This window comes from Haloechinothrix aidingensis, from assembly GCF_013450155.1.
Taxonomy (GTDB): domain Bacteria; phylum Actinomycetota; class Actinomycetes; order Mycobacteriales; family Pseudonocardiaceae; genus Haloechinothrix; species Haloechinothrix aidingensis.
The window spans coordinates 1-23,680 of record NZ_JACCKD010000003.1 but is presented as its reverse complement, the minus strand read 5'-3'; the positions used below and the strand labels follow the sequence as shown (position 1 = coordinate 23,680).

19 protein-coding genes and 1 tRNA gene are annotated in these 23,680 nt (G+C 69.7%); 8 read left to right on the top strand and 12 right to left on the bottom strand.

Going from position 1 to position 23,680, the window contains the following annotated elements; genetic code table 11:
• Window positions 1-76: 76 nt before the first annotated feature.
• From H0B56_RS08495 to H0B56_RS23210, 5 genes are all read right to left on the bottom strand, one after another.
• Window positions 77-1,894 (bottom strand): IucA/IucC family protein, encoded by a 1,818-nt coding sequence (locus H0B56_RS08495; protein ID WP_180892446.1) that lies wholly within the window; start codon window positions 1,892-1,894, stop codon window positions 77-79.
• A 40-nt stretch (window positions 1,895-1,934) separates the two neighbouring features.
• Window positions 1,935-3,635, bottom strand: coding sequence for an IucA/IucC family protein (locus H0B56_RS08490; RefSeq protein ID WP_343063812.1), 1,701 nt, complete (start codon window positions 3,633-3,635; stop codon window positions 1,935-1,937).
• Between the two features lie 138 nt (window positions 3,636-3,773).
• On the bottom strand, window positions 3,774-5,171 hold the full coding sequence (locus H0B56_RS08485; RefSeq protein ID WP_180892444.1) for a lysine N(6)-hydroxylase/L-ornithine N(5)-oxygenase family protein: 1,398 nt from the start codon (window positions 5,169-5,171) through the stop codon (window positions 3,774-3,776).
• Between the two features lie 2 nt (window positions 5,172-5,173).
• Window positions 5,174-6,691: a pyridoxal phosphate-dependent decarboxylase family protein gene (locus H0B56_RS08480; protein ID WP_180892443.1), complete on the bottom strand. Its 1,518-nt coding sequence runs from the start codon at window positions 6,689-6,691 to the stop codon at window positions 5,174-5,176.
• A 182-nt stretch (window positions 6,692-6,873) separates the two neighbouring features.
• Window positions 6,874-7,479 (bottom strand): HAD family hydrolase, encoded by a 606-nt coding sequence (locus H0B56_RS23210; protein ID WP_219632537.1) that lies wholly within the window; start codon window positions 7,477-7,479, stop codon window positions 6,874-6,876.
• Window positions 7,480-7,554: 75 nt separating this feature from the next.
• Here H0B56_RS23210 and moaA point away from each other — a divergent pair, with 75 nt between their 5' ends.
• The gene (gene moaA / locus H0B56_RS08470; RefSeq protein ID WP_180892441.1) at window positions 7,555-8,595 is read left to right on the top strand and encodes a GTP 3',8-cyclase MoaA; all 1,041 of its coding nucleotides are present in this window, start codon (window positions 7,555-7,557) and stop codon (window positions 8,593-8,595) included.
• Between the two features lie 112 nt (window positions 8,596-8,707).
• Here the strand turns inward: moaA and H0B56_RS08465 are convergent.
• The 3 genes from H0B56_RS08465 to H0B56_RS08455 form a co-directional block, all read right to left on the bottom strand.
• A tRNA-Val gene (locus H0B56_RS08465) sits at window positions 8,708-8,779 on the bottom strand.
• A gap of 34 nt (window positions 8,780-8,813) precedes the next feature.
• Complete coding sequence (locus H0B56_RS08460; RefSeq protein WP_180892440.1) at window positions 8,814-9,278, bottom strand: peroxiredoxin; 465 nt, start codon at window positions 9,276-9,278, stop codon at window positions 8,814-8,816.
• Window positions 9,279-9,460: 182 nt separating this feature from the next.
• Window positions 9,461-9,886 (bottom strand): DUF3052 family protein, encoded by a 426-nt coding sequence (locus H0B56_RS08455; protein ID WP_180892439.1) that lies wholly within the window; start codon window positions 9,884-9,886, stop codon window positions 9,461-9,463.
• A gap of 467 nt (window positions 9,887-10,353) precedes the next feature.
• Between H0B56_RS08455 and aceE the strand changes: the two genes are divergently transcribed.
• Window positions 10,354-13,167, top strand: a complete 2,814-nt coding sequence (aceE, locus tag H0B56_RS08450) for a pyruvate dehydrogenase (acetyl-transferring), homodimeric type (RefSeq protein WP_246361010.1) — start codon at window positions 10,354-10,356, stop codon at window positions 13,165-13,167.
• 77 nt (window positions 13,168-13,244) lie between these two features.
• On the opposite strand, the gene H0B56_RS08445 is transcribed toward aceE, so the two are convergent.
• On the bottom strand, window positions 13,245-13,997 hold the full coding sequence (locus tag H0B56_RS08445; RefSeq protein WP_180892437.1) for a mechanosensitive ion channel family protein: 753 nt from the start codon (window positions 13,995-13,997) through the stop codon (window positions 13,245-13,247).
• 155 nt (window positions 13,998-14,152) lie between these two features.
• Here H0B56_RS08445 and H0B56_RS08440 point away from each other — a divergent pair, with 155 nt between their 5' ends.
• The 5 genes from H0B56_RS08440 (at window position 14,153) to H0B56_RS08420 (ending at window position 19,122) form a co-directional block, all read left to right on the top strand.
• Complete coding sequence (locus H0B56_RS08440) at window positions 14,153-15,367, top strand: PucR family transcriptional regulator (RefSeq protein ID WP_180892436.1); 1,215 nt, start codon at window positions 14,153-14,155, stop codon at window positions 15,365-15,367.
• Window positions 15,368-15,515: 148 nt separating this feature from the next.
• On the top strand, window positions 15,516-16,466 hold the full coding sequence (locus H0B56_RS08435; RefSeq protein ID WP_219632535.1) for an ACP S-malonyltransferase: 951 nt from the start codon (window positions 15,516-15,518) through the stop codon (window positions 16,464-16,466).
• Window positions 16,466-17,437, top strand: coding sequence for a beta-ketoacyl-ACP synthase III (locus tag H0B56_RS08430; RefSeq protein ID WP_180892434.1), 972 nt, complete (start codon window positions 16,466-16,468; stop codon window positions 17,435-17,437). The genes H0B56_RS08435 and H0B56_RS08430 overlap by 1 nt, the downstream gene beginning before the upstream one ends.
• 38 nt (window positions 17,438-17,475) lie before the next feature.
• Window positions 17,476-17,721 carry an acyl carrier protein gene (locus tag H0B56_RS08425; RefSeq protein WP_089300724.1) on the top strand — a complete coding sequence of 82 codons (246 nt, stop codon included), beginning with the start codon at window positions 17,476-17,478 and terminating at the stop codon, window positions 17,719-17,721.
• Window positions 17,722-17,889: 168 nt separating this feature from the next.
• Window positions 17,890-19,122, top strand: coding sequence for a beta-ketoacyl-[acyl-carrier-protein] synthase family protein (locus H0B56_RS08420; protein ID WP_180892433.1), 1,233 nt, complete (start codon window positions 17,890-17,892; stop codon window positions 19,120-19,122).
• Between the two features lie 47 nt (window positions 19,123-19,169).
• Here the strand turns inward: H0B56_RS08420 and H0B56_RS08415 are convergent, their stop codons facing one another.
• The 3 genes from H0B56_RS08415 to H0B56_RS08405 form a co-directional block, all read right to left on the bottom strand.
• On the bottom strand, window positions 19,170-19,769 hold the full coding sequence (locus H0B56_RS08415) for a hypothetical protein (RefSeq protein ID WP_180892432.1): 600 nt from the start codon (window positions 19,767-19,769) through the stop codon (window positions 19,170-19,172).
• Window positions 19,770-19,816: 47 nt separating this feature from the next.
• Entirely contained in the window at window positions 19,817-20,320 is a 504-nt protein-coding gene (locus H0B56_RS08410) for a DUF3145 domain-containing protein (protein ID WP_343063811.1), read from the bottom strand.
• A 233-nt stretch (window positions 20,321-20,553) separates the two neighbouring features.
• Entirely contained in the window at window positions 20,554-22,029 is a 1,476-nt protein-coding gene (locus tag H0B56_RS08405; protein ID WP_180892430.1) for a S8 family serine peptidase, read from the bottom strand.
• Window positions 22,030-22,494: 465 nt separating this feature from the next.
• Between H0B56_RS08405 and H0B56_RS08400 the strand changes: the two genes are divergently transcribed.
• Window positions 22,495-23,589: a hypothetical protein gene (locus H0B56_RS08400; protein WP_180892429.1), complete on the top strand. Its 1,095-nt coding sequence runs from the start codon at window positions 22,495-22,497 to the stop codon at window positions 23,587-23,589.
• Window positions 23,590-23,680 lie beyond the last annotated feature (91 nt).

Genomic DNA, 23,680 nt, shown 5'->3' with positions numbered 1-23,680 from the left:
GGGCACACCGGTCACTCGCCTGATCGTGTCCCGCGCGGCGGTACGGGCGGGCGGCGCCTCGCCAGGGGGTGCCGGCTCACCCGCTGCTACCGGCACCACGTGCGGGCCGGTGGCGTGCCAGGGCGTGGTACAGCGGGTTGGCCACGGTGCCGTGCACCGCCGCGTGCGGGCGCTCCGGCCGGTCACGGTAGCCGTCGAGCAGCAACCTGTTCCGGTTGAGGCACAGCCGGTCGATCTCGGGAGTGAACAGGTCGAACAGCGCGAAGCGATCCGCGAGCTCCGGGAAGCGCTTCTGGTAGGCGAGCACCTCGTCGGCGACCAGCTCCCAGAACCGCTCCTCGCCGACCCCGAGGTACCGCTCGACGATCGGAGCCAGGTAGCGGAAGTGACAGACGAACAGGCCACTCTGGATGAACTGCCGCAGGAACTCGGGCGGCTCGCGCAGCAACACGGAATCCACTTCGGCCGGCATGCTGTCCAGCTCGTCGACACCGGTCGCGCTGACGTTGACGTCGTCGACGAAGTCCTTCACGGCCAGGCGTTCCGGGACCTCGCCGGAGAAGACCACGATGGTGTTCTCCCCGTGCGGCGAGAACACCACGCCGTACCGGTACAGGAAGTGCAGCAACGGCGGAAGCAGCGCCGCGAACAGGCGGGACAACCACTCCTGTGCGCCCAGCCCGGACCGGCGCACCAGCTCGGCCACGAACGCCTCGTCGTCGCCGTCGACGTACAGCAGCGAGGCCAGGGTCCGGGCGCGCTCGCCAGCGCGCAGCCGCGCGTCGAGCGGCTGGCGCCAGATCGCGCCGAGCAGCTCACGGTACTGGTACGGCACGTCGGGGATGTCCTCGAGCTCCCGGTGCCGCACCGCGACCGAGGCCACCTCGCCGAGCAGGATCGCGCCTGCCTCGTCCCGCAGGAACGGATCGGACTCCGCGAGGCCGCGTACCCAGGAGGTCACCGCGGGAGCGGCGACCGTGCGTTCGGTAGGCAGACCACGCCACACGAGCGTGTTGAGAATCGACAGCGGGAGCTTCACGTGGTGCCGTCGCGGGTGGTCGGTGTTGCTCAGCGTGCGGATCGACTGCTGCGGCCGGTAGCGGTCCGGAGCCTCGCCGAGCGGCACGATCCGCTTGTGCGCGACATCGGCAGCGAACACCGGCAGGACCACCTCGTCCCACTGCCACGGGTGCACCGGCAGCCACTCGTACTCCTCCGGCGGCACACCGTGGCCTGCCAGCGCCGCCGTGAACCGGTGCCGCGTGTCCTCGTCGAGCTCGCCGGCGAGCAACACCTCCCGGTCCAGGCCGGCGACGGCGCGGTAGTCGGCGAGCGAGCGGTGCACGGCGATCCACGGCAGGCGGACGGGCTGCCGTGACTCCGGCGCGTACCGCTCGGTGTCACCTGCGGAGAATCCGATCCGCCCCTTGTTCGGGACCAGCCACGGATGCCCCGTCTGGTAACCCTCGAGCTCGGCGTACGGCAGCTCGGCCAGCTCGGTCGCCGTGGGCGCTCCCGGGCCGCGCAGCCGCGCGTCGGCCGCGAGCGTGGCGGTGAGCTCGCAGGCCAGGTGGCCGGCCGTGTTCCCGCTGATCCCCAGCACGTCGTGGGCTTCCCGCAGGAACAGGAGCGGGTCGCTCGCCGCCTCGCTGCCCTCGCCCGCTACCCGCTCGATCCGGTCCGGGTCCACGCGCCAGTCCCCGAACGCACCGCGGCGCGCGGCGAACCGGTACGAGACCCCGCCGGGCAGGTCGAGCCGGTAGGTGTCCCCTGCCACCGGCTCGGGGCGCAGCAAGCACTCGTAGCAGAACTCGCCGAGGGTCTTGGCCAGCAACTCCTTACTGACCAGGTGCCAGGTGTGCTCGTTGAGCGAACGGGGCACGGTCACGGACATCGGTCTCCTCCTGTACCGGTCAGGGGCTGCGCGTCCCGGTTCATCCCGCGAACGCGTTGGGGATCTCGCAGTACACCGACTGCGTCTCCAGCGGGCCGACGAGCTCATCCAGCCCGTCCACCCGGGTGAGCAGGTTGGCCTTGCAGCGCAGGGTGGCCGCGTCCGCCAGCGCGGTGGCCAGGGGCAGGTCGGCGAACGAGCGCAGGCGCTCGCGCAGCAGCTCGAGCAGCGGCCGCTCCCGGCACCCGGCGAGCGAGCCGAACGCGCCCACGAGACCGAGCAGGTTGTTGACGCCGACGTAGTAACCGAGCCGCTCGTCGATCACCTCGTCCGCGCAGCGGTTGTCGCCGGCGGTCCCGACCCCGGGCAGCAGTCGCTCCAGCTCGCCGGCCCGCCGGTGCGAGATGTAGTAGCCCTGGTTGTCGCGGTACCACCCGCCGCACGGCCGGCCCTCGTCGTCCAGCACGACGAGGGTGTTCTGCTGGTGGGCCTCCAGGCCGAGCCCGTAGTGCCGGTACAGCCACAGCACCGGGGCGACAACGGCGTCGAAGTACCGCGCGCACCAGTCCTCGGCGACGTCCTGCGTGCCCTTGCCGGTGCGCGCCGCCAGCGTGTCGAGCACGCTGGTGATCTCGGCACCGCCGAGGCCGGGGCGGTCGGCGAGCAACCCGGCCACGCACCACACCCGGTCCGCGGGGCCGAACGGGTTGGCCCGCACCACGACCTCCAGCCCGCTCTCCGGGCGGCCGGTGCCGTCAGGCGGGTCCACGGCCAGCCAGGCCGGGTCGCGGACGATGCCGAAGGTGGGATGGTGCCGCGCGAGCTCGGCGGCGAGCCCCGCGTCGAGCAGCCGGTCGATCTCCACCCCGCGCCGCAGCTCGACACGCAGGTTCTCCCGCTTCGAGTTGGTGATGGGCAGCCCGAGGGAGAGCTTGAGCATCACCCGCTCCCCTGGCGAGTACACCGTGCGCAGCGAGGCCGTCGGGTGCCACTGCGGGCCGTGCGGGCCGAGGTCGCGCAGCGCGTCACCGGCGAGCAGCCGCGCGATGCCCGGCCGTGTCAGCAGCTCGCGTGCCTGCCAGGGATGGGCAGGCACCGCCACATACCCTTCCGGGGTCTCGGGTGCGAAGGGGGCCAGCCATCCGTGCGCGTCGCCCTCAGCGGCCACGATGGACCGCTCGGCGGCGAACCAGTGCAGCGGGAAGCGGCCCCGCAGTTCCGGGGAGATCCTGCCGGCCTCCGACTCGGTCAGCCCGATCCTGCTCTTCGGAGCCGGGTGCAGCGGGTGCCCGAGTACGAGCGCCTGCTCGGCCTCGAGGAACGGCGTGCGGCCCGGATCGCCTGCCGTGACGGCGCGGGAGGAGAGGAAGCTCGCGATGCGTCGCGTGGAGTCGGACACCCGCGCGACGAGCTCGGTCACCGCGTCCGGGCCTCCCCCGCGCGCCGCCACCGACTCGGTCACCAGCAACGCGGCGAGCGTCACGGAACTGACCGGCTGACCGGACGGGAATCGCACGGACCCGAACCGGTGGAAACCCGCCTGCGAGCGGTACGCGACGTCGGCCTCCAGCCGCGTGCCGCTGGCCGGCAGGTCGATCGTGGCGGGCCCGGCGTCCGGGACCGGCAGCCCCGTCTCGCGCACCCAGCAGCGCAGTAGCGCGTCGCACGCTGCCGAGTCGGCCTGCTCGCTCCAGTCCCCTTCCGGTGTCGCGTCAGCGCGCGTGGACGGCGGTACGGTCACGGTGATCCTCCTTGTCGTGCGATCGGATGCCGGGCGCGGTGCTGCCGCAGCCGCGGCCGGGCAGAGCGCGGCAGCCCGCACGACGGGCAGCGCGATGAGCAGCGAGGGTGCTGGTCGTGCCGCTGGCATGGCAGCCGCTCAACCGCGCGCCCCCGCGCGCCGGGTCGCGGCGCCCGCGTTGCCGGCGGTCGCCCCACCGGGCTCGCGGGCTCCGGCCGCTTCCGCCGCATCGTGGGGTATCCCGAAGGTGGTGAACGCTGCCCGTTCCGGCAACGAGTACACGGGGCGGTCCGCGAGATCGTTCAGGATCCGCGCCGCGCGCCACGCGCCGAGCGTCAGGTCGGGCGCGCCGACACCGTGACTGTGCATCTCCGCGTTCTGCACGTACAGCCCGCCGGTCACCTGCGGGTCCAGCCCCACCCGGTAGTCACCGTCGACCCGGTACCTGCCGTGCTCGTCCCAGTCGATCAGGTGCCGTACCGGCCGCAGGAACTCGGCGTCGCGTGGCGCGTACCCGGTGGCCAGTACGACACGGTCGGTGCTGACGGTGAAGTCCCGCTGCTGCTCCCGCTGGCGGCACAGCAGCTCGTAACCGGAGGATCCGGCCGGTGTCGCCGCGATGACCTCCACGTTCGGTGCCAGCGTCACATCCGGCCACTGACCGCCGACCCCGCGCTCGTAGAGCAGGTCGTAGATGTCGCTGATCGTCTCGTCGCTGATCGCCTTGTAGAGCTGCCACTGCTCGGGAACCAGCCGGGCGCGCGTCTCCGCGGGCAGGTGCCGGAAGTAGGCGGTGTAGTCCGGGGTGAAGTGCTCCAGCCCGAGCTTGGAGTACTCCATCGGCGCGAACGCCGGGGTACGCGCCAGCCACCGCAGCCGCCACCCGTGCGCGGGTTGCTCGCGCAGCAGGTCGAGAAAGATCTCCGCCCCGGACTGGCCGGAGCCGACCAGCGTGATGTCCCGCGCGTCGTGCAGCAGGGACCTGCTGTCCAGGTAGCGGCTCGAGTGGACGATGTCCTCGCCGACCAGCCCGTGGAAGGCGGACGGCGTCGCCGGTGCTGTGCCCACCCCGATCACCACGTTGCCCGCGGCAACCGTCCTGCGCTCCCCCGAGGCGAGATCGCGGTAGCCCACCAGGAACCGCTCGGTCTCCGCGTTCCAGCTCACCTCCTCGACGTGGGAGCCGAACCGGCAGCTGGGCAGGGACTCGGCCACCCAGCGGCAGTAGTGGTCGTACTCCTGGCGCGGGACGTGGAACCGTTCCGCGAAGTAGAACGGGAACAGCCTGGCGTGTTCCCGCAGGTAGTTCAGGAACGACCACCGGCTGGTGGGGTCGACGAGGCTGACGAGATCCGCCAGGAACGGCACTTGCAGCACGGTGCCTTCCAGCAGCATCCCGGGATGCCAGGAGAACCGCTCGCTCTGCTCCACGAACAGCGTCCGCGTTCGCCCCGCGCCGTCCGCGAGCGCCGCCAGCGCGAGGTTGAACGGGCCGATGCCGATACCGACGAGGTCGTACTCGGTTACCGGTCGCATGTCTACCCGTCCTCCTCGGTTCCCGCGATCACGATGTCGTTGAGCAGGGCGTCGGCATCGGTACGCGCTGCGCCCGGGTGTAGCAGCGTGAGCTTGAGCCACACCTCGCCGGACAGCTCGGTGCGCCCCACCACGGCGCTGCCGCGCCGCAGCAGGCGGCGCCGCAGCGCGGCGTTGACCCTGTCCGGGTGGCCGAACGCCCGGTAGCGGAACACCACTGTGGTCAGCGCGGGCTCCGCGGCCAGCTCCAGCGCCGGGTGACTCGCGATCTGCGTGGCGATGTACCGGGCCAGCGCGTGACACCGGTCGACCAGCTCGCCGAGCCCGCGCCTGCCCAGCGCGCGCATGGTCACAGCGATCTTGAAGGCGTCGGCGCGCCGGGTGGTGCGCAGCGACCGGCCGAGCAGCCCGTCGTAGCCCGCGGCCTCGTCGTCGGCGGGGTTGAGGTAGGCCACGCGCCGGGCCAGCGGCTCCATCGCGTAGCCCTCGCCTGCGAGGAACACCCCGGCCGCGATCGGCTGCCAGCCCAGTTTGTGCAGGTCGAGGGCGATCGAGTCGCTCAGTGCGATGCCGTCGAGCAGTGGCGCGAGCTCCTCGGACAGCAGTGCCCCACCGCCGTAGGCGGCATCGGTGTGCAGCCAGGCTCCGTACTCGTTGGCCAGCTCGGCCACCTCGGGCAGCGGGTCGATCGCACCGAGGTCGGTCGTGCCCGCGGTCGCGACGATGATCGCCGGGGAGTCCTCGCACCGTCGCAGCGCACGGCAGAGCGCGGTGGTGTCCATCCGGTGCCGGTCGTCGACGGGCACCGCGGTCACCGATGCCTCGCCGAGTCCGAGCAGTGCGGCGTTGCGCTGCACCGAGAAATGCGCCGCCGTGGAGCAGAACACCCGCATCCGGCAGGCGGGACCGCTGACGCCCTCGTACGCCGGTTCCACACCGGCGAGCTCGCGCAGCGCGGCGTCCCTGGCCAGCGCAAGGCCCATGAGGTTGGACTCGGTGCCGCCCCCGGTCAGCACCCCGGCGGCGCGCTCGGGCCGGTAGCCAGCCAGCTCGGCGAGCGCCGCGACGACCTCACGCTCCACTGTGGTGGCCGCGGGCGCCTGGTCCCACGAGTCGAGCGAGGGGTTGAGCGTGGCGCTGACGAGGTCCGCTACGGCGGCAACCGCCAGCGGCGGGCAGTGCAGGTGTGCGGCACACGCCGGGTCGGACGGGTCGACCGAGCCCGCGGCCAGCATCCGCGTGAGACAGCTGAGGGCCTCCTCGGCGCCGGTGCCGAGCTCCGGCAGGGCCTCTCCCATCGTGTCGCGTACCTGCTCGGCCAGCGCGCACGGTTCGCGGGCAGGAGCGGGACCACCACGCTCGGCGACGCCCGCCGCGATGGCCTGGACGGCGGTGCCGACGAGCGCGGACAACCGTGCCGGTCCCGCGTGCCCGCCCGCCAGCTCGGCACCGGCGACCGGCGCGGGTGGCTCGGTGATCCCGGCCTCGCCGGACGATCCCGCGTTCACATCGACCGACATACGTTCGCTCCAACCACAAGAAGATCATTTAAGGTTAGCCTAACCTAGTATAGGTAAGCCTAACCTTCAACTCGTGGACGACACTCGTTCAGGGGAAGATGACCGTCACGGGTCCGGAAAGGGGAAGGAACACCGGCACAGCAGGGCCCAGCACCCGGCGGGCCGGCGACGCCGGGTGCCGCTCAGCCGCGCAGCAGCCCGCGATCGACCAGCTGGCCGCGGAGCGTCGCGGCGTCGACGAACTGCTCGGCGTCGATACCCCACGCCCGTGCGGCCGCGACATTGCCGGGCAGGTCATCGGTGAAGAAGGTACGTTCCGGCTCGAGCTCGTACCGCTCGAGCAGCGTGCGATAGATCGACGGGTCCGGCTTGACGACCCCTTCCTGCCCGGAGACCACGGCTCCCCGCAGCCGGTCGAGGAAGCCCCAGCGCGCCACAGCGTCCCGCCACTTCGCCGCGGAGATGTTGCTGAGCACGTACAGCGGCACGCCCGCGAGCCGCAGCTCGTCGAGCACCTCGACCATCCCGGGGATCGGACCGGCGATCATCTCGTCCCAGCGACGGTGATAGGCGGCGATCAGCTCGGCGTACGCGGGAAACCGCTCGGCTCGCTCGGCGATCGCCTCCGCCCAGTCACGGCCGACGTCCAGCTCGGCGTTCCATTCCCGGGGGCACACCTCCGTCAGGAAGTACCGGCGCTCGTCCTCATCCGGGATGAGGGAGGCGTACAGGTACTCCGGATCCCAGTCAAGTAGTACTCCTCCGAGATCGAAGACGGTAGCGTGCACGTAAGGCAGGATAACGTGGTCACTGTCGCCGGTAGCGCCTACCGTTGACGGTGACATCGAGGATTAGGAGAGCCCATGGACACGCCGGTCGGCACCAGTGGCGCCACCCAGCCGTCCGACCAGATGGGTCGCGGGCTGCGGGATCTGCGCATCTCGGTCACGGATCGCTGCAACTTCCGCTGCCGGTACTGCATGCCTCGCGAGATCTTCGGACCGCAGCACGCCTTCCTGCCGCGCGAGGAGCTGCTCAGCTTCGAGGAGATCACCCGGCTGGTGCGGGCGTTCGCCGGCATCGGTGTGCAGAAGATCCGCCTGACGGGCGGTGAACCACTCCTGCGTGCCGAGCTGGAACGCCTCGTGGAGATGGTGGCCGGCGTCGACGGCATCACCGACATCGCCCTGACCACCAACGCCTCGCTGCTGCGGTCCAAGGCCCGCTCGCTGCGCGATGCCGGCCTGTCGCGTGTCACCGTCAGCCTCGACTCGCTGGACCCCGAGCGGTTCGCCAGTATCAGCGACACCCCGGTGCCCCTGGAGCGCGTGCTCGACGGGATCGCGGCTGCCGAGGAGGCCGGCCTGTCCCCCATCAAGATCAATGCGGTGGTCAAGCGCGAGCTCAACGACGGCGACGACATTCTCGGGCTCGCCGCGCACGGCAGGGAGACCGGCAGGGTCGTACGCTTCATCGAGTACATGGATGTCGGCACCACCAACGGCTGGCGGCTGGACGAGGTCGTGCCCGCCCGCGAGATCGTCGACCGCATTCACGCCTCGTGGCCGCTCGAGCCCGTGGACGCTGCCTACTCCGGCGAGGTGGCGCAGCGGTACCGCTACGCCGACGGCGCGGGGGAGATCGGCGTGATCAGCTCGGTGACCCAGCCGTTCTGTGGTACCTGCACGCGGGCGCGCCTTTCCGCGCAGGGTGAGCTGTTCACCTGCCTGTTCGGCACGAAGGGCCACGACCTGCGTGCGCTGGTGCGCGACGGCACCAGCGACGCCGAGCTGGATGAGCGGCTCCGGTCGATCTGGCGGATACGCGCGGACCGTTACTCCGAGCTCCGTACCGAGGAGACGGCGCGGCGCCCCAAGGTCGAGATGTCCTACATCGGGGGGTGACCCGCCGCATCGGCATGACCACGACCGTGCGGCACAAGGTGCGTGATAACCGCCGAAACGTCTCACGATCGCCCGGAAGCGATCGCTACCCCGTCGCTCGATCCGTATCCGGTGGGCGCAGCTGGGTTCGAACCAGCGACCCCTTGCTTGTAAGGCAAGTGCTCTTCCGCTGAGCTATGCGCCCGGGCGGTGCCCCGTTCCCGGAGCACCGTAACCGACTACGCGGCCAGGTCCGCGATCGCCTTCTTCCACGCCTGCTGATCACGCGCCTGGCCGGGCTCGTTGACCTCGGCATAGCGTACGACACCGTCGGTGTCGATCAGGAAGGTACCTCGCACGGCCATGCCCGCCTTCTCGTTGAACACTCCGTACTCCTTGGCGACCTCGCCGTGCGGCCAGAAGTCCGACAGCAGCGGGAACTGGTAGCCCTGCTGCTCCGCCCAGACCTTCAGGGAGAACGGTGTATCCACCGACACGCCGATGACCTGCACTCCCTTGCCGTCGTAATCGGCGAACTCGTCACGGAGCTGGCACAGCTCACCCTGGCAGACGCCACTGAAGGCGAACGGGTAGAACACCAGCAACACCGGCTTGTCGCCCCGAAAGTCCGACAACGTCACGGGCTGCTTGTTGTAGTCGTTGAGTGTGAAGTCCGGGGCATTCGCGCCAACCTCGACGGCCATTCGAGCATCCTCTCGCACGCTGGGTTCGATTCATCTGCCGAGCCGACTTCCCGCCGAGAGCACCAACAGCACGCCGTGGAACCCGTATCGCCACGGGCCTGCCGGACCCGGCTCGGGACCTTCGCCTGCCGGGCCAGCCTATCGATGCGTACTCGCCAGCAGGGCAGCAGCCCTCGGGAACTCTACCGGCGCGACTGTCGCGGGGGGACCAGCCGCGACCCCGTCCATCCCTGGCCCAGACTGACATTGGATGTCTGCGACAGCCCGACCGTGGGGACCGCCTCTGCGATCTCTGCTGGTTCGACGTGCCCTGGCTGGCCCGTCTTGGGCGTCAACACCCAGATCACACCGTTCTCGTCGAGTGGCCCGCGAGCGTCGACCAGGGCGTCGCCCAGGTCTCCGTCCCCGTCACGCCACCACAGCAGCACCACGTCGATGACCTCATCGGCGTGCTCGTCGAGAAGCTCACCGCCGATGCGTTCCTCGACGGCGGCGCGCACGGCGTCGTTGACGTCCTCGTCCCATCCGAGCTCCTGGACCACCATGTCCGGTTCGATACCGAGCCTGTCGGCGACGTTGTTCTTGTCAACGTCTCCCGCGGCGACCACGACTGCTAATCCTCCATCTGTCTGTGCGGCACGCACGTACCGCGAAGCGAACTCCGTCCAAGTTCAGCGAACACCGACGAGGCCGGATGCGCAACCACCAACACCGCGTGCACGGAAAATCCCCACCCGGAGGGCTCATTCCGCACCGCCACGGCAGGACCGTACGCGCCGCGCCGAGGAGATCCTGCGGCATACCGGTCGCCGGTAACCGGACAGCGCACGAGCCGTGGACACACTGGACGGGAACGCGGCACGACGGGGTTCACACGCAAGTCCGTGCGCTGCGCAAAAGGCGGCGCGATCAATGATCTGAGATTACTCCCGAGTAAGCGCGCATTCCGGGCGCCACGGGACCGGACGGCATGTAACGATGGCGGAGTAGCGCGTGCGCGACCGCCGAACACGGCGATGTTGTGCGCGAGACAATGAGAACGACCACACCCGCACAATCCAGGCTAGGAGATCCCTTGCCCCAGCACAGTTCGAACGGTCGAGGCGTCAGCGGCCAGGAGGCAACCCCCCAGCGGGCCCCGGAACGCGTCCGCGTCATCCGTGACGGCATGGCGGCACACCTGCCCGACATCGATCCGGACGAGACCTCGGAATGGCTGGACTCCTTCGATGCCGCCCTCGCGCACGGAGGCCAGCAGCGTGCCCGGTTCCTCATGCTGCGCCTGCTCGAACGCGCGCGGGAACGCAACATCGGAGTTCCTCCGCTGACCGCTACCGACTACGTCAACACCATCCCGACCGAGAACGAGCCGTGGTTCCCCGGCGACGAGGAGGTCGAACGCCGGTACCGCGCGTTCATCCGGTGGAACGCCGCGGTGATGGTGCATCGTGCCCAACGTCCCGGTGTCGAGGTCGGTGGGCACATCTCCACCTACGCTTCCTCGGCGGCACTCTACGAGGTCGGGTTCAACCACTTCTTCCGTGGCAAGGATCACACCGGCGGTGGCGATCAGATCTTCATCCAGGGGCACGCCTCCCCCGGCATCTACGCGCGCGCGTACCTCGAAGGCAGGCTCACCGCCGACCAGCTGGACGGGTTCCGGCAGGAGCACTCGCACGCAGGCCAAGGGGGCGGCCTGCCCTCCTACCCCCATCCCAGGTTGATGCCCGACTTCTGGGAGTACCCCACGGTCTCCATGGGCCTCGGGCCGATGAACGCGATATACCAGGCGCGGTTCAACCGGTACCTCAAGGCGCACGGCATCAAGGACACCGACGACCAGCACGTGTGGTGCTTCCTCGGGGACGGGGAGATGGACGAGCCGGAGTCGCGCGGCCTGATCCACGTCGCCTCCGGCGAGGGGCTGGACAACCTCACCTTCGTCATCAACTGCAACCTGCAGCGGCTCGACGGCCCGGTCCGGGGTAACGGCAAGATCGTCCAGGAGCTCGAGGCGTACTTCCGCGGTGCGGGCTGGAACGTCATCAAGGTGGTCTGGGGCCGCGAGTGGGACGCGCTGCTGCACGCCGACCGCGACGGCGCGCTGGTCAACCTGATGAACACGACGCCGGACGGCGACTTCCAGACCTACAAGGCCAATGACGGCGCCTACGTCCGGGAGCACTTCTTCGGGCGCGACCCGCGCACCAAGGACCTCGTCAAGGACTTCTCGGACGCCGACATCTGGAACCTCAAGCGCGGCGGTCACGACTACCGCAAGGTCTACGCCGCCTACAAGGCGGCACTGGAGCACCACGGGCAGCCCACCGTGATCCTCGCGCACACCATCAAGGGCTACGGCCTGGGTGCCTCCTTCGAGGGGCGTAACGCCGCGCACCAGATGAAGAAGCTGACCACCGACGACCTCAAGCTCTTCCGCGACGCCCAGCGGATCCCGATCAGCGACGAGCAGCTCGAGCGTGACCCGAAGCTGCCCCCGTACTACCACCCTGGCGAGCAGTCACCGGAGATCGAGTACATGATCGGCAGGCGGCGCACGCTCGGCGGCTTCCTGCCCGAACGGCGTTCCACGGCGAAGCCGCTCGTCCTGCCCGGCGATGCGATCTACGACAGTATCCGCAAGGGATCCGGCAAGCAGGAGGTCGCCACCACGATGGCGTTCGTGCGGCTGGTCCGCGAGCTGGCCAAGGACGCCGAGATCGGCGCGCGGATCGTGCCGATCATCCCGGACGAGGCCCGCACCTTCGGGCTCGACTCGATGTTTCCCACCGCCAAGATCTACAACCCGCAGGGCCAGATCTACACCTCGGTGGACGCCCAGCTCATGCTGGCCTACAAGGAAAGCGAGAAGGGCCAGCTACTCCACGAGGGCATCAACGAGGCCGGGTCGGTTGCCTCCTTCACCGCGATCGGCACCTCGTACGCCACGCACGGCGAGCCGATGATCCCGATCTACATCTTCTACTCGATGTTCGGGTTCCAGCGCACCGGCGACAGCTTCTACGCCGCGGCGGACCAGATGGCCCGCGGGTTCGTCCTCGGCGCGACCGCCGGGCGCACCACGCTCACCGGCGAAGGCCTCCAGCACGCGGACGGGCACTCGCAGCTGCTGGCCACGACCAACCCGGCCGTGGTCTCCTACGACCCGGCGTGGTCCTTCGAGATCGCCCACATCGTGCGGGACGGTCTGCGCCGCATGTACGGCGAGGGCGGCCCGGACGGCAACGGTGAGAACGTCTTCTACTACCTGACCGTGTACAACCAGCCGTACCAGCAGCCGGCCGAGCCGGAGGACCTCGACGTGGACGGCCTGCTGCGCGGTCTGTACCGCTACGCCGAGGCCGACATCGAGGGGCCGCGAGCACAGATCCTGGTCTCCGGCGTCACCATGCCGGACGCGCTGCGCGCCAAGGAGATGCTGGCCTCCGAATGGGGCGTCGCCGCGGACGTGTGGTCGGCGACCTCATGGTCGGAGCTGCGCAGGGAAGCTGTCGAGATCGACAGGGACAACCTGCTGCACACCGATGACGAGCCGCGGGTGCCGTACGTGACCCGGGCGCTGACCGGCACGAGCGGGCCGATCGTCGCGGTGTCCGACTGGATGCGCTCGGTGCCGGACCTGATCCGGCCATGGGTGCCGAACGAGATGTACACCCTCGGCACGGACGGTTTCGGTTTCTCCGACACCCGCCCGGCCGCACGGCGGCACTTCCTGGTCGACGCGGAGTCGATCGTGGTCGCCACGCTCTCCTCGCTCGCGCGGCGTGGCGACATCCCGCACGAGACGCTGTCCCAGGCGGCACGCCGGTACCGGATCGACGACGTGTTCGCCGCCAGCATCCCGGAAGCCGACTCCGACGAGGACTGAGAACGCCGGGAACCCGGGAACGCCGAATGGCGCTTTCCCTCCGTCATGTGGAGGGAAAGCGCCATTCAGCTCATTCTTCAGCGCGGGGTGGTGCCCTGCGGAGGGGTCGGGGGTTCCTGACCCGACCCGGCGCCCGAACGCTGGCCCGCCTGGGCCTGCCCACCAGAGCTGAGGTTGCTCTGCATGTTGTCCAGCCAGGCGGCCCAACGCTCCTGCGCCGGTTTGATGAGACCGCCGCCGAAGCCGACGACGATCACGCCGCCTACCGTGGCCAGCACGGCGATCAGCACCGGCGTCGTCACCGTGGTGGCGATCTGCACCTGGTTGAGCGCGGCGATGATGCCCAGCGCGATGATGAACCAGTAGGCCACCATACCGAGCAGCCAACCGGCCGGGCGGCCCGCCAGCGCCGAGTTCACCAGGTCACGCACCATCTTCGCGATGGCGGCAGCGACGATCACCAACACGATCGCCACGAGCACGCGTGGCAAGAACGCGATGACATCGTTGAGAAGCTCGCTCACCGGATTGGTCGGCCCGAACACGCCGAAGGCCAACTGCAGCGCGATAAGCAGAATGAAGAAGTACGCCAACTTCGCGATGAGCGACGCGGCGTCGATATTGGCTTGGCTGAGCGTCCCGGACAGCCCCGTCTTCTCGACGAGACGCGAGAAGCCCAGCTTACCGAGTACGAGGGTCAGCGCCTTGGCGACAGCCTTCGCGATCAACCAACCGATCAGTAGGATGATCAAGAAGAAGACGAGCTTGGGAACGAACGTGGTCACCAGACTCCACGCGTCACCCAACCCATCTCTGAGCTGGTCCATCACAGTCTCCTCCCTTGTCCTGGCACTATGCCTGTAGTCCGACGATCATTCGCCAGGGCACGGGGAGCCGGCAACTCGACACGGTGCCACGGGTGAGTGATATCGGCGGGCGGAGCACCATCGGCCCGTCCGGAGCGGGGCGTGGGATTGTGGTAACCATGAGCGGAAATCGCGCCGACCAGTCCGGGCGCTCGCAGCTCAGCCTCTCGGCGAGCACTGTGCACAACCTCGAACGAGCCTCCGGTGACCTCGCGGCCAAGAGCGTTGCCGCCATGGAAGAACACCTACCGTGGTTCTCCCGCATGCCCGCCGACCAGCGCGCGAGCGTCCTGTTCATCACCCAGACCGGGGTGGCGGGGTTCATCGGCTGGCTCCGGGACCCGGCCGATGCGCTCAAACTGACCACCGAAGCGTTCCGGGAAGCCCCACCGGAGCTGTCCCGGTGGATCAACCTGCGACACACCGTGCACCTCATCCGGATCGCCACGGAGGTCCTCGAAGAGCATCTGCCGACGTTCGCCGCCGACGACAGCGAGCGTCGCGTCCTGACCGAGGGCATCCTGCGCTACGGCAGGGAGATCGCCTTCACGGCCGCGACGACCTACGCCGCGGCCGCGGAGAGTCGTGGCGCCTGGGACGCGCGGCTGGAGGCCCTCGTCGTCGACGGCATCGTCCGGGGGGACGCCGAGGAGTCGCTCCTCTCGCGCGCCTCGGCTCTCGGCTGGGACCCGGACGCGGCCGCGACGGTGATCGTCGGCCACGCACCCGCCGAGGACCCGCCGACCATCGTGTCCACCGTCCGCGGCAAGGCATCCCGTATGGACCGGCCCGTTCTGGTCGGCGTGCAGGGCTCTCGCCTCGTCGTGATCATCGGCGGCGGTACCGTGCGGTCCGGCCGCGACCGCGAGATCCTGCCCAGGATCGCCGAGGCGTTCGGCGACGGCCCCGCCGTGGCCGGCCCGACGATGCCCAGCCTTGCCGAGGCGTACGTCAGCGCGTCCGAGGCGCTGTCCGGGCTGCGCGCGGTCTCCGGCTGGCCGTCGGCACCGTCCCCCGTCCGCGCGGGCGACCTGCTCCCGGAGCGTGCCCTCGCCGGCGACGCGGAGGCCGAGCGGCAGCTCATCGACACGATCGTCGAACCCCTGGAACGTTCGGGTACCGCCCTGATCGAGACCCTCACCACCTACCTGGAGGTCGGGGGCGTTCTGGAGGTCTGCGCGCGCACGCTGTTCGTCCACCCGAACACCGTGCGCTACCGGCTCAAGAGGGCGGCGGAGCTGACCGGCAGGGACGCGTCCAACCCGCGGGACGCGCTCGTGCTGCGGATCGCACTGATCCTCGGCAGGCTGCCGCACACCAGAGGCCCGGTATAACACCCCTCGCCAGCACACCGCCTAATGGGCGAACCCGACAAGTGACCTGCACCACGATCTCCGGGCCGGCCACCCGCCTTTGGAGAGACCCTCCAAAAATGGCCCGACGACTTCGTACATGACAGCATCCCCCCGAACCTCGCTCAGCATGTTTTCTGAAGGAGTGACAGTGACCGCCGTGCTTGCGCCCGGACAGGGCTCCCAGACCCCCGGAATGCTCACCCCCTGGCTCGACAACGAGGACGCGCGTGCGCGCCTGCGGCACTGGTCCGAGCGAGCGGGACTGGACCTGATCCGGCTGGGAACCGAGGCCGATGCCGACGAGATCCAGGACACCGCCGTCACCCAGCCGTTGATCGTCGCCGCGTCGCTGCTGAGCGCCAACGAGCTCGACCGTCACGGTGCCCTGCCAGCCGACTCCCCCGTCGCGGGCCACTCGATCGGCGAGCTCGCTGCCGCGGCCGTCGCAGGCGTACTCGCCCATGACGACGCCGTCGCGCTCGCCGCGGTTCGCGGCGCCGAGATGGCCAAGGCCTGCGCGCTCGAGCCGACCAGCATGGCCGCGGTCATGCTCGGCGACCCGGACGACGTCGTCGACTGGCTGGAACGGAACGGGCTCGTCGCGGCCAACCGCAACGGTGCCGGCCAGATCGTGGCCTCCGGTTCGGCCGCCGCGATCGAGCGGATCGTTGCCGAGCCGCTCGAGGGAACCAAGGTCCGCAGGATCCCGGTCGCGGGCGCGTTCCACACCCGGTACATGGAACCCGCGCAGCAGGCCCTCGCCGAGCACGCGGCTAGCGTGTCCACCTCGGATCCGGTGCGGCCACTGCTGTCCAATGCCGACGGCGCGGTGGTCGACAGCGGCGCCGAGTACCTCGACAGGCTCGTCCAGCAGGTCACCCGGCCGGTGCGCTGGGACCTGACGATGGACACGTTGGCCACGCTCGGCACGACAAGTACCGTTGAGCTTGTCCCCGGCGGAACGTTGACGGGACTGGTCAAGCGCCAGCTCAAGGGCACCGTGACCGGCACGGTCGCGGTCAAGGCGCCTGCCGACATCGACTCCGTGTCCTCCCTGCTTTCCGAGGTGGCGACCTGATGGCCCTGACTCAGCTCACCGGTGCTGCGGCTACCCGCATCCTCGGCGTGGCGAGCATGCAGCCGGACACGATCGTGAGCAACGACGACCTCGCCAAGTACCTCGACACGGACGACCAGTGGATCAGGGATCGGGTCGGGATCGTCGAGCGCCGGTTCGCCGGTCCGGACGTCTCCCTGGTCGACATGGCCGTACAGGCTGGTTCCCAGGCGCTCGAGGACGCCGGGCTCGAGCCGGGCGAGATCGACACGGTCATCGTGCCGAACTGCACGATGCCGTCACCGATCCCGAACGCCGCCGCGCAGGTCGCCGACCGTATCGGCATCCGCGCCGCGGGGGCCTTCGACGTCAACGCCGCCTGTGCCGGGTTCTGCTATGCGCTCGGGCTCGCCTCCGACCTGATCCGGACCGGCTCGGCAGGCAAGGTGCTCGTGATCGGTGCGGAGAAGCTCACCGACGTCGTCGACCCCTACGACCGCGCGAACGCCATCATCTTCGCCGACGGTGCCGGGGCGATGGTGGTCGGCCCCTCGGAACAGGCCGAGATCGGCCCGGTCAGCTGGGGAAGCGCGGGTGACCTCGTGGACACCATCTACATGCGCGACCACCGGTACATCTACCAGGAGGGCCAGTCCGTGTTCCGGTGGGCGACGACCAAGATCGCCCCGGTCGCGCTGCGCGCCGTGGAGGCTGCCGGCTTGTCCCCGTCCGACATCGACGTGCTCATCCCCCACCAGGCGAACCTGCGCATCGTCGAGGCCATCGCGAAACGGATGCGCGTCCAGGGTGCGCGGGAGGACATGGTGGTCGCCGACGACATCGCCTACTCAGGCAACACCTCCTCGGCGTCCATCCCGATGGCCCTCGACCATATGCGGGTCAAGGGACAGGTACGGCGCGGGGATGTGGTACTGACTGTCGGGTTCGGCGCGGGGCTTTCCTACGCTGGGCAGGTCATCATCGCGCCCTAGGTGGCGTGTAAGGAAGAAGAAACCGAAAGGATCAACAAGTGGCTGACAACCAGGAGATCACCGCAGGGCTCGCGGAGATCATCGAAGAGGTCGCCGGCGTCGCCAAGGACGAGGTCACCTCGGACAAGTCGTTCGTGGACGACCTCGACATCGACTCGCTGTCCATGGTCGAGATCGCGGTGCAGGCGGAGGACAAGTTCGGGGTGAAGATCCCGGACGACGAGCTGGCCAACCTGAAGACTGTCAGCGACGCGGTGAACTACGTCCAGGCCAACTCCAAGTAGCAGGTGGTCCCGGCTGAGCGCTCCGCCCCGCGAGGGACGGGACATCAGCCGCGCATCCCGGCCCGGCAGCCGCGGACCGGCAGCGGTCGAGAGAGGTTCCCGGGTCGACAACGACCAGCCAAATCCCGGTGACCCCGGGGCACAACCATTCGTGCGGGAAGGACGAGCATGAGTTCAAGCGACGTCGTAGTGACCGGGCTCGGCGCTACCACGCCGCTCGGCGGGGACGTCGAGTCGACGTGGGAGGGCCTGCTGTCCGGGCGCAGCGGTGTATCGGCACTCGAGACGGACTGGGTCGAGCGGTTCGACCTGCCCGTCAAGATCGCCTCTCAGCTCGCCGTCGACCCGGCCGAGGTGCTGTCCCGGGTGGAAGCGCGCCGTCTGGATCGCAGCGAGCAGGTCGCCCTGATCGCGGCCCGGCAGGCCTGGCAGGACGCGAGCTTCGGCGATGACGGCGTCGAGCCCGAACGGCTCGGCGTCGTCATCGGCACCGGTATCGGGGGCGCGACGACCCTGCTGCACCAGGATGATCTCCTGGAGAACCACGGGTTGCGCAAGGTCTCCCCGCTGACCGTTCCCATGCTCATGCCGAACGGGCCTGCCGCGCACGTGGGCCTCGAGTTCACCGCCCGCGCCGGAGTGCACGCGCCGGTGTCCGCCTGCGCCTCGGGGGCCGAGGGGCTGGCGTGGGCATGGCGGATGCTGCGGGCCGGTGAGGCCGACGTGGTGCTCGCAGGCGGCGCCGAGGCATGCATCGCCGCGATCACCATGGCCGGGTTCGCCCAGTCCCGCACCATGAGTACCCGCAACGACGACCCGGAGCACGCCTCGAGGCCGTGGGATATCGAGCGGGACGGGTTCGTTCTCGGCGAGGGCGCCGGCGTGGTCGTGCTGGAGCGGGAAGAGTACGCGAAGGCACGCGGCGCGCGGGTTTACGCCCGCCTCGCCGGAGCGGGCACCAACGCCGACGCGCACCACATCACCGCGCCCGACCCGGAAGGGACCTGGCAGGCCAAGGCGATGGAGGCCGCGCTGCGCAACGGCGGTATCGCAGCCTCGGACGTGCAGCACGTCAACGCACACGCCACGTCGACCCAGGTCGGCGACGTCACCGAGACGGTAGCGGTACGCAAGGCTGTCGGGGACCAGCCGGTGCTGACCGCCCCGAAGAGCATGCTCGGCCACCTGCTCGGTGCGGCCGGTGCGGTGGAGTCGATCGCCACGATCCTGTCGATCCACCACGGGCTCGTTCCCCCGACGACGAACCTCAAGGAGCTCGACCCGGGCGTCAGCCTGGATGTGGTCACAGGCGAGCCGCGCAAGATGGACCTCGACGTCGCGATCAACGACTCCTTCGGTTTCGGTGGGCACAACGTCGCCCTCGCCTTCACCTCCGCTTGATGTGCTGAATGACGCTTCCAGGCCGTTCAGCGGCCTGGAAGCGTCATTCAGCACGCCTCGTACAGGGGCGGGGTGCCGGGTGAGACGGCGTCGACCCGCCAGCCGTCCCCATCCCCGGCCGCGGCCAGCGGCAACGCCAGCCACCAGTGAATGCACGGCTCGGGCAGCGTGGCGGGCGCGTCCTCGACGTCCTGCGTGCTGGTGAAGCTGACCAGGACACGGAGCCGGTCGTCGCGCGCGGGCTCGATCCGGTGCACGAACATGTCACCGTCCCGCGTCGACCGGAAGTCCTCGATCCACTGGTCCTCCTCGGTCGTGCCCAACCGTTCGGACGTGACCACGGATCGCCAGAGGTCGAAATCCCGCTCGTTGATCGCGTCGAAGTATGTCTGCAGCACGCGACGCACGGCGTCCCGCTCGGGGTGGCGTGCCGCGTCGGCGCTCAACCTGACCTCGCGACGCCCCGGCCGGTCCTCGGGATCCCGCTCGACCGGGACGGGAGCCGGATCCGGCGCGGCCGCCTGGCCGTCGGCCGCGGAGTACATATCGTGCAGAACGACGCCGCCGCCCACGGCGAGCACGATCATGACCGCGAACAGCGACACGACCGAGCGAAGCGACATCAGGTGATCCACACTGCCTGGCACGGGGACGAGGCTACGATGCCGTCACGCCATCGGCACGGCGGAGGCCATCACCCGACACGATGGAGCCAGGCCACGGGCGCACCGTCCCCTGCGTAGCGGAACGGTTCCAGCGCCTCGTCCCACGCGCCGCCGAGCACCTCGTCCACCTTGTGTGCCACGGCCTCGCTCGACCCGCTGGCCGCCACGAGCGAGCGCAGCTGGTCCTCGCCGACCACGGTGTCCCCGTTGGCGCTGGTGCGCCCGTGCCACAGCCCCAGGCCGGGCACGTAACACAGCCGCTCACCGTCGACACCCCGGCTGGGCTCCTCGGTGACCTCGAAACGCAGCATGGGCCACGCCTTGAGCGCAGCCGCGAGCTTGGCACCGGTGCCCGGCGCGGCCTCCCAGGCACATTCGGCGCGCAGCTGTCCCGGTGCCGCCGGCTGCTCCGTCCAACGAAGGTTGACGCGGTATCCGACGACACCGGAAAGTGCCCACTCGACGTGCGGGCACACCGCAGACGGCGACGAGTGGACGTACACCACACCACGGGTACTTCCACGAGTGCTCACTGCTGACCTCCGCTGCTCGAACCTGCTGACTGACGAGGAGCATCTTCCCCTACGTCCTCGACTGCCTGCGTGGAACTCGAGCGGAGGCGCACTCGGCGCAACTCGTGTGATGCTCGGTCTGAATTTGTGGCTCCAGTATGCCATGAAATCACATCAGCAACAGGCACAACAGGGAAACGCTCCCGCGTGGGTGCCGCACATGGCCGGCCACCCACGCGGGAGCTCCCGTTGCGTCATCCCGTGAGGTACTCCACCGCGGCGACCGTGTCGACCAGGCCGGTGCCCTTGTCGAAGCTCGAGGTGTAGCCGTCCACCTTCTCGTACGACGCGCCGTCGGTGTACTTGTACGCCGTGGACTTCAGCGCGTCCTCGATCTCGGCGGGCGTGGCATCCGGCTTCGCCTGGGACAGCTGCGCGATGATGCCGGTGACCTGTGGCGCCGCCATCGACGTCCCGCTGATCACGTTGTAGGTGGCCAGGTCGAGCGCACCCGGGCCGTTCCGGAAGTCGAAGCCGGTCGAGCAGATCGGCATCGTGGGCCTGCAGGCCGACAGCACCTCCTCACCGGGTGCCGAGATGTCCGGCCAGCTCTGCGTGTCGTCCTGCGCACCGCGCGAGGAGAAGTCGGACACCGAACCGTCGCGGGTTCCCGTCCCCTCGTCGAAGTAGGAGGCAACGGACACCACACCCGGCGTGGGGTCCTGACCCGGCGGGTTGGAGAGGTTCTGCGACCCGTCCCCGCCGTCGTTGCCGTTCGCCCACACCGTCATGACGCCTTCTTCGGCGAGCGCGCGCTGCAGCTTGACCGTCAGGGAGTTCTCGTCGAACTCACCGCCTCCCGCAGGGCCCCAGGAGTTGTTGACCACCTTCACCGGGGCGCACTCCTCGGCGGGGACGTCGTCACCGCACGGTGCGTCGTGGTTCTCCAGGACCCAGTTCATCGCGGAGTTCGCGCCGAGGATCGCCACCGCTGCTCCGGTGGCCACCGAGACGATGTCGGCTCCCGGTGCCGAGCCACCCACCTGCGAGCCGTCATTCAGCTCGTAGTCCTGCCCGGCCGCGATTCCGGTGACGTGCGTGCCGTGCCCGCCGAGCGACGTGGAGTCGGTGTCCAGCGGGCCCGCGTCGACGATGCAGCTGGTGTCGCCGCTGTCGCCGAGGCAGAGGCTCCGCATGTTCGCCACGACCCTGCTGTCGCCGTTCTCGTCGGCGAACGCCGGGTGATTCGGGTCGACCCCGGTGTCGATGACCGCGACCGAGGTGCCGCTGCCGTCGATCGGCTCGCCATCGGCGTCGGTCAGCGTCTCCTGCGCTTCGTTGGACCGCGTGGCTTCGGTGCCCGACGTCGCGAAGAACTCCACCGGGGAGTTGTTCTCCACATAGGTGACGCCGTCGGCGTCTCGCACCTCGTCGACCTGGTCCGCGGTACCGCTGGCCGCGACGACACCGACCTTGTCGAAGGCGGTCAGCCGGTCCATCCCGGCGTCGGCGATCGCCTGGTCGGCTGCCGCGACGTCAGTGCCGTGCACGAAGACGGATACCGGTTCCGAACCGGAGTCCCCAGACAGCACCCCGCCGAGCGAGTCCCCGATCGGCGCCAGCGGATCGGTCGTTTCCTGGGCGATCACAGGCGTGGCCCCGATCGTCGACACAGCGAGCGCCGATGTGGCCGCGACCACTACCGCGCGTCGCCAGGGTCTTCCAAGCACTGATGACTCCTCCCTGTTTGCCCGCTCAGTTCAGCGGCAACCTCACACGATGGAATGACACACAACTAGGGACATCGCGTTCCTGTCAATAACTCAACGTGAACCTATGTGAACCCTTCTCGACTCTTCGTCCCTCTAGACACAACGCAGGGTGTACGCGCTCGGATACGCACGCGCGACTAGTCTTGTCCCTGACCGGCTCAGCTCCGAGCCTTGTTCCGCGACCGGGTTTCGCCGATGGGGAGGGTTGCGACGGTGCGAGTTGTCCGCGCTGGCGAGCGCGTTTCAGGTATCAGCGACGACATACGCGCCGCGCTGACGGCTTTGGGACGGGGACAGGCCGACACCGGCGGACTAGCCCTTCTAGGCGTCACCTTTCCGGGTGATAATTACCCTGTCGAAGCCGTCGTTCTACGACCGCACGCCGTACACGTCGTTGTCGGGGTGCACCTGGAGAGCCCGGCCATGCGGCTCATCGCTCCGCTGCACGGTCAGTGGCTGGCCGACGGCTGGGCCGTCGCGGGCACCGACGACCCGGAGAGCAGCCCGGTGGTGAACGCGTTGCGCGACGCCCGCACCGCCCTGTCGGCGCTGTCTGCGGCGACGCACACCACGCTGCCGAGCGGCATCGTCGTCGCGGTCGGTCCGTACGCGCACACCATCACCGTGCCGGACGCCGGTGAGGACGGCTCCGTACACGTGCTGCACCCCGCACCGGCGAGCCTGCGCGCCGCTCTCGACGGCGGGGTAGCCTCCCCCGGCGAGACCGCCCGACCGTGCACCATCGAACACGCCAGGGCGATCATGCGGCTGCTGATGCCCGGCACACAGGCGCTGACCGTCGAGGAGCTCGCCGAGGAAGGCTTCCCAGCGGGCGAGACGACCTCGGCGCGCCAGGCATCCCAGCTACCCCCCGAGGAACCGGACGGGCAGGCGCGGCCCGGCCGGGTCGGTGCGCAACGGCTGCCCCCGCGCCGTCGCCCGGCCCGCCGCGTCACGTGGTGGTCCCTGGCCGCCCTCGCGCTCCTGCTGCTCGTCGTGCTCTCCGCCATCGGCGTAGCGGTGGCCACCGGCGAGGCGGAAACGCGTCCGGAGCCACACTCCGCGGGCGACTCCGCCGAACGGAACGTACGGGATGTCACCTTCGTCCCGGTGGCCACCAGCAGCGAGCCGGACTGTGTCGCGCACACCTTCGGAGACGCGCAGGTGGCCGTGGAGCAGCTCACCTGTGCCCGCATCCACCTCGGCAGCTTCACGGCACGCCACGGCGGGGTCGAGGCTGCCGTGAGCATCGCGGAGTTCGAGTTCGCCACACCGGATGACGCGCATACGTTCCGGGACATCGTCGACACCCCGGGACGCGGGGGTGCGCATGACCTGGCGGCGCGGAGCGGGCGGTGGCCGGGCGAGCCACCCGGCTTCGACGGCGCCGTCCAGCGCAGTGACACGCACGGCTCGACCGTGCGTGTCACCCTCCTCGCCCCAGCCGGGTACGGGGACGGCGGCCCCGACACGGACCGCGTCCTCGAGGCGGCCGCCGACCTCCCGCTCGGCCGCTAGACACGCTGGGCACGTCCAGTGCGCTGGGTGTGGGTTTAGAGTTGTTTGAGTTCTTCGACGATGTCGGTGGTGGCGGTTTTGGCGTCGTTGA

Coding starts and splice junctions, on each gene's coding strand:
- H0B56_RS08495 (WP_180892446.1), bottom strand. CDS start 1,894: ATGTCCGTGACCGTGCCCCGTTCGCTCAACGAGCACACCTGGCACCTG.
- H0B56_RS08485 (WP_180892444.1), bottom strand. CDS start 5,171: ATGCGACCGGTAACCGAGTACGACCTCGTCGGTATCGGCATCGGCCCG.
- H0B56_RS08480 (WP_180892443.1), bottom strand. CDS start 6,691: ATGTCGGTCGATGTGAACGCGGGATCGTCCGGCGAGGCCGGGATCACC.
- moaA (WP_180892441.1), top strand. CDS start 7,555: ATGGACACGCCGGTCGGCACCAGTGGCGCCACCCAGCCGTCCGACCAG.
- H0B56_RS08460 (WP_180892440.1), bottom strand. CDS start 9,278: ATGGCCGTCGAGGTTGGCGCGAATGCCCCGGACTTCACACTCAACGAC.
- H0B56_RS08440 (WP_180892436.1), top strand. CDS start 14,153: ATGAGCGGAAATCGCGCCGACCAGTCCGGGCGCTCGCAGCTCAGCCTC.
- H0B56_RS08435 (WP_219632535.1), top strand. CDS start 15,516: ATGTTTTCTGAAGGAGTGACAGTGACCGCCGTGCTTGCGCCCGGACAG.
- H0B56_RS08430 (WP_180892434.1), top strand. CDS start 16,466: ATGGCCCTGACTCAGCTCACCGGTGCTGCGGCTACCCGCATCCTCGGC.
- H0B56_RS08420 (WP_180892433.1), top strand. CDS start 17,890: ATGAGTTCAAGCGACGTCGTAGTGACCGGGCTCGGCGCTACCACGCCG.
- H0B56_RS08400 (WP_180892429.1), top strand. CDS start 22,495: ATGCGGCTCATCGCTCCGCTGCACGGTCAGTGGCTGGCCGACGGCTGG.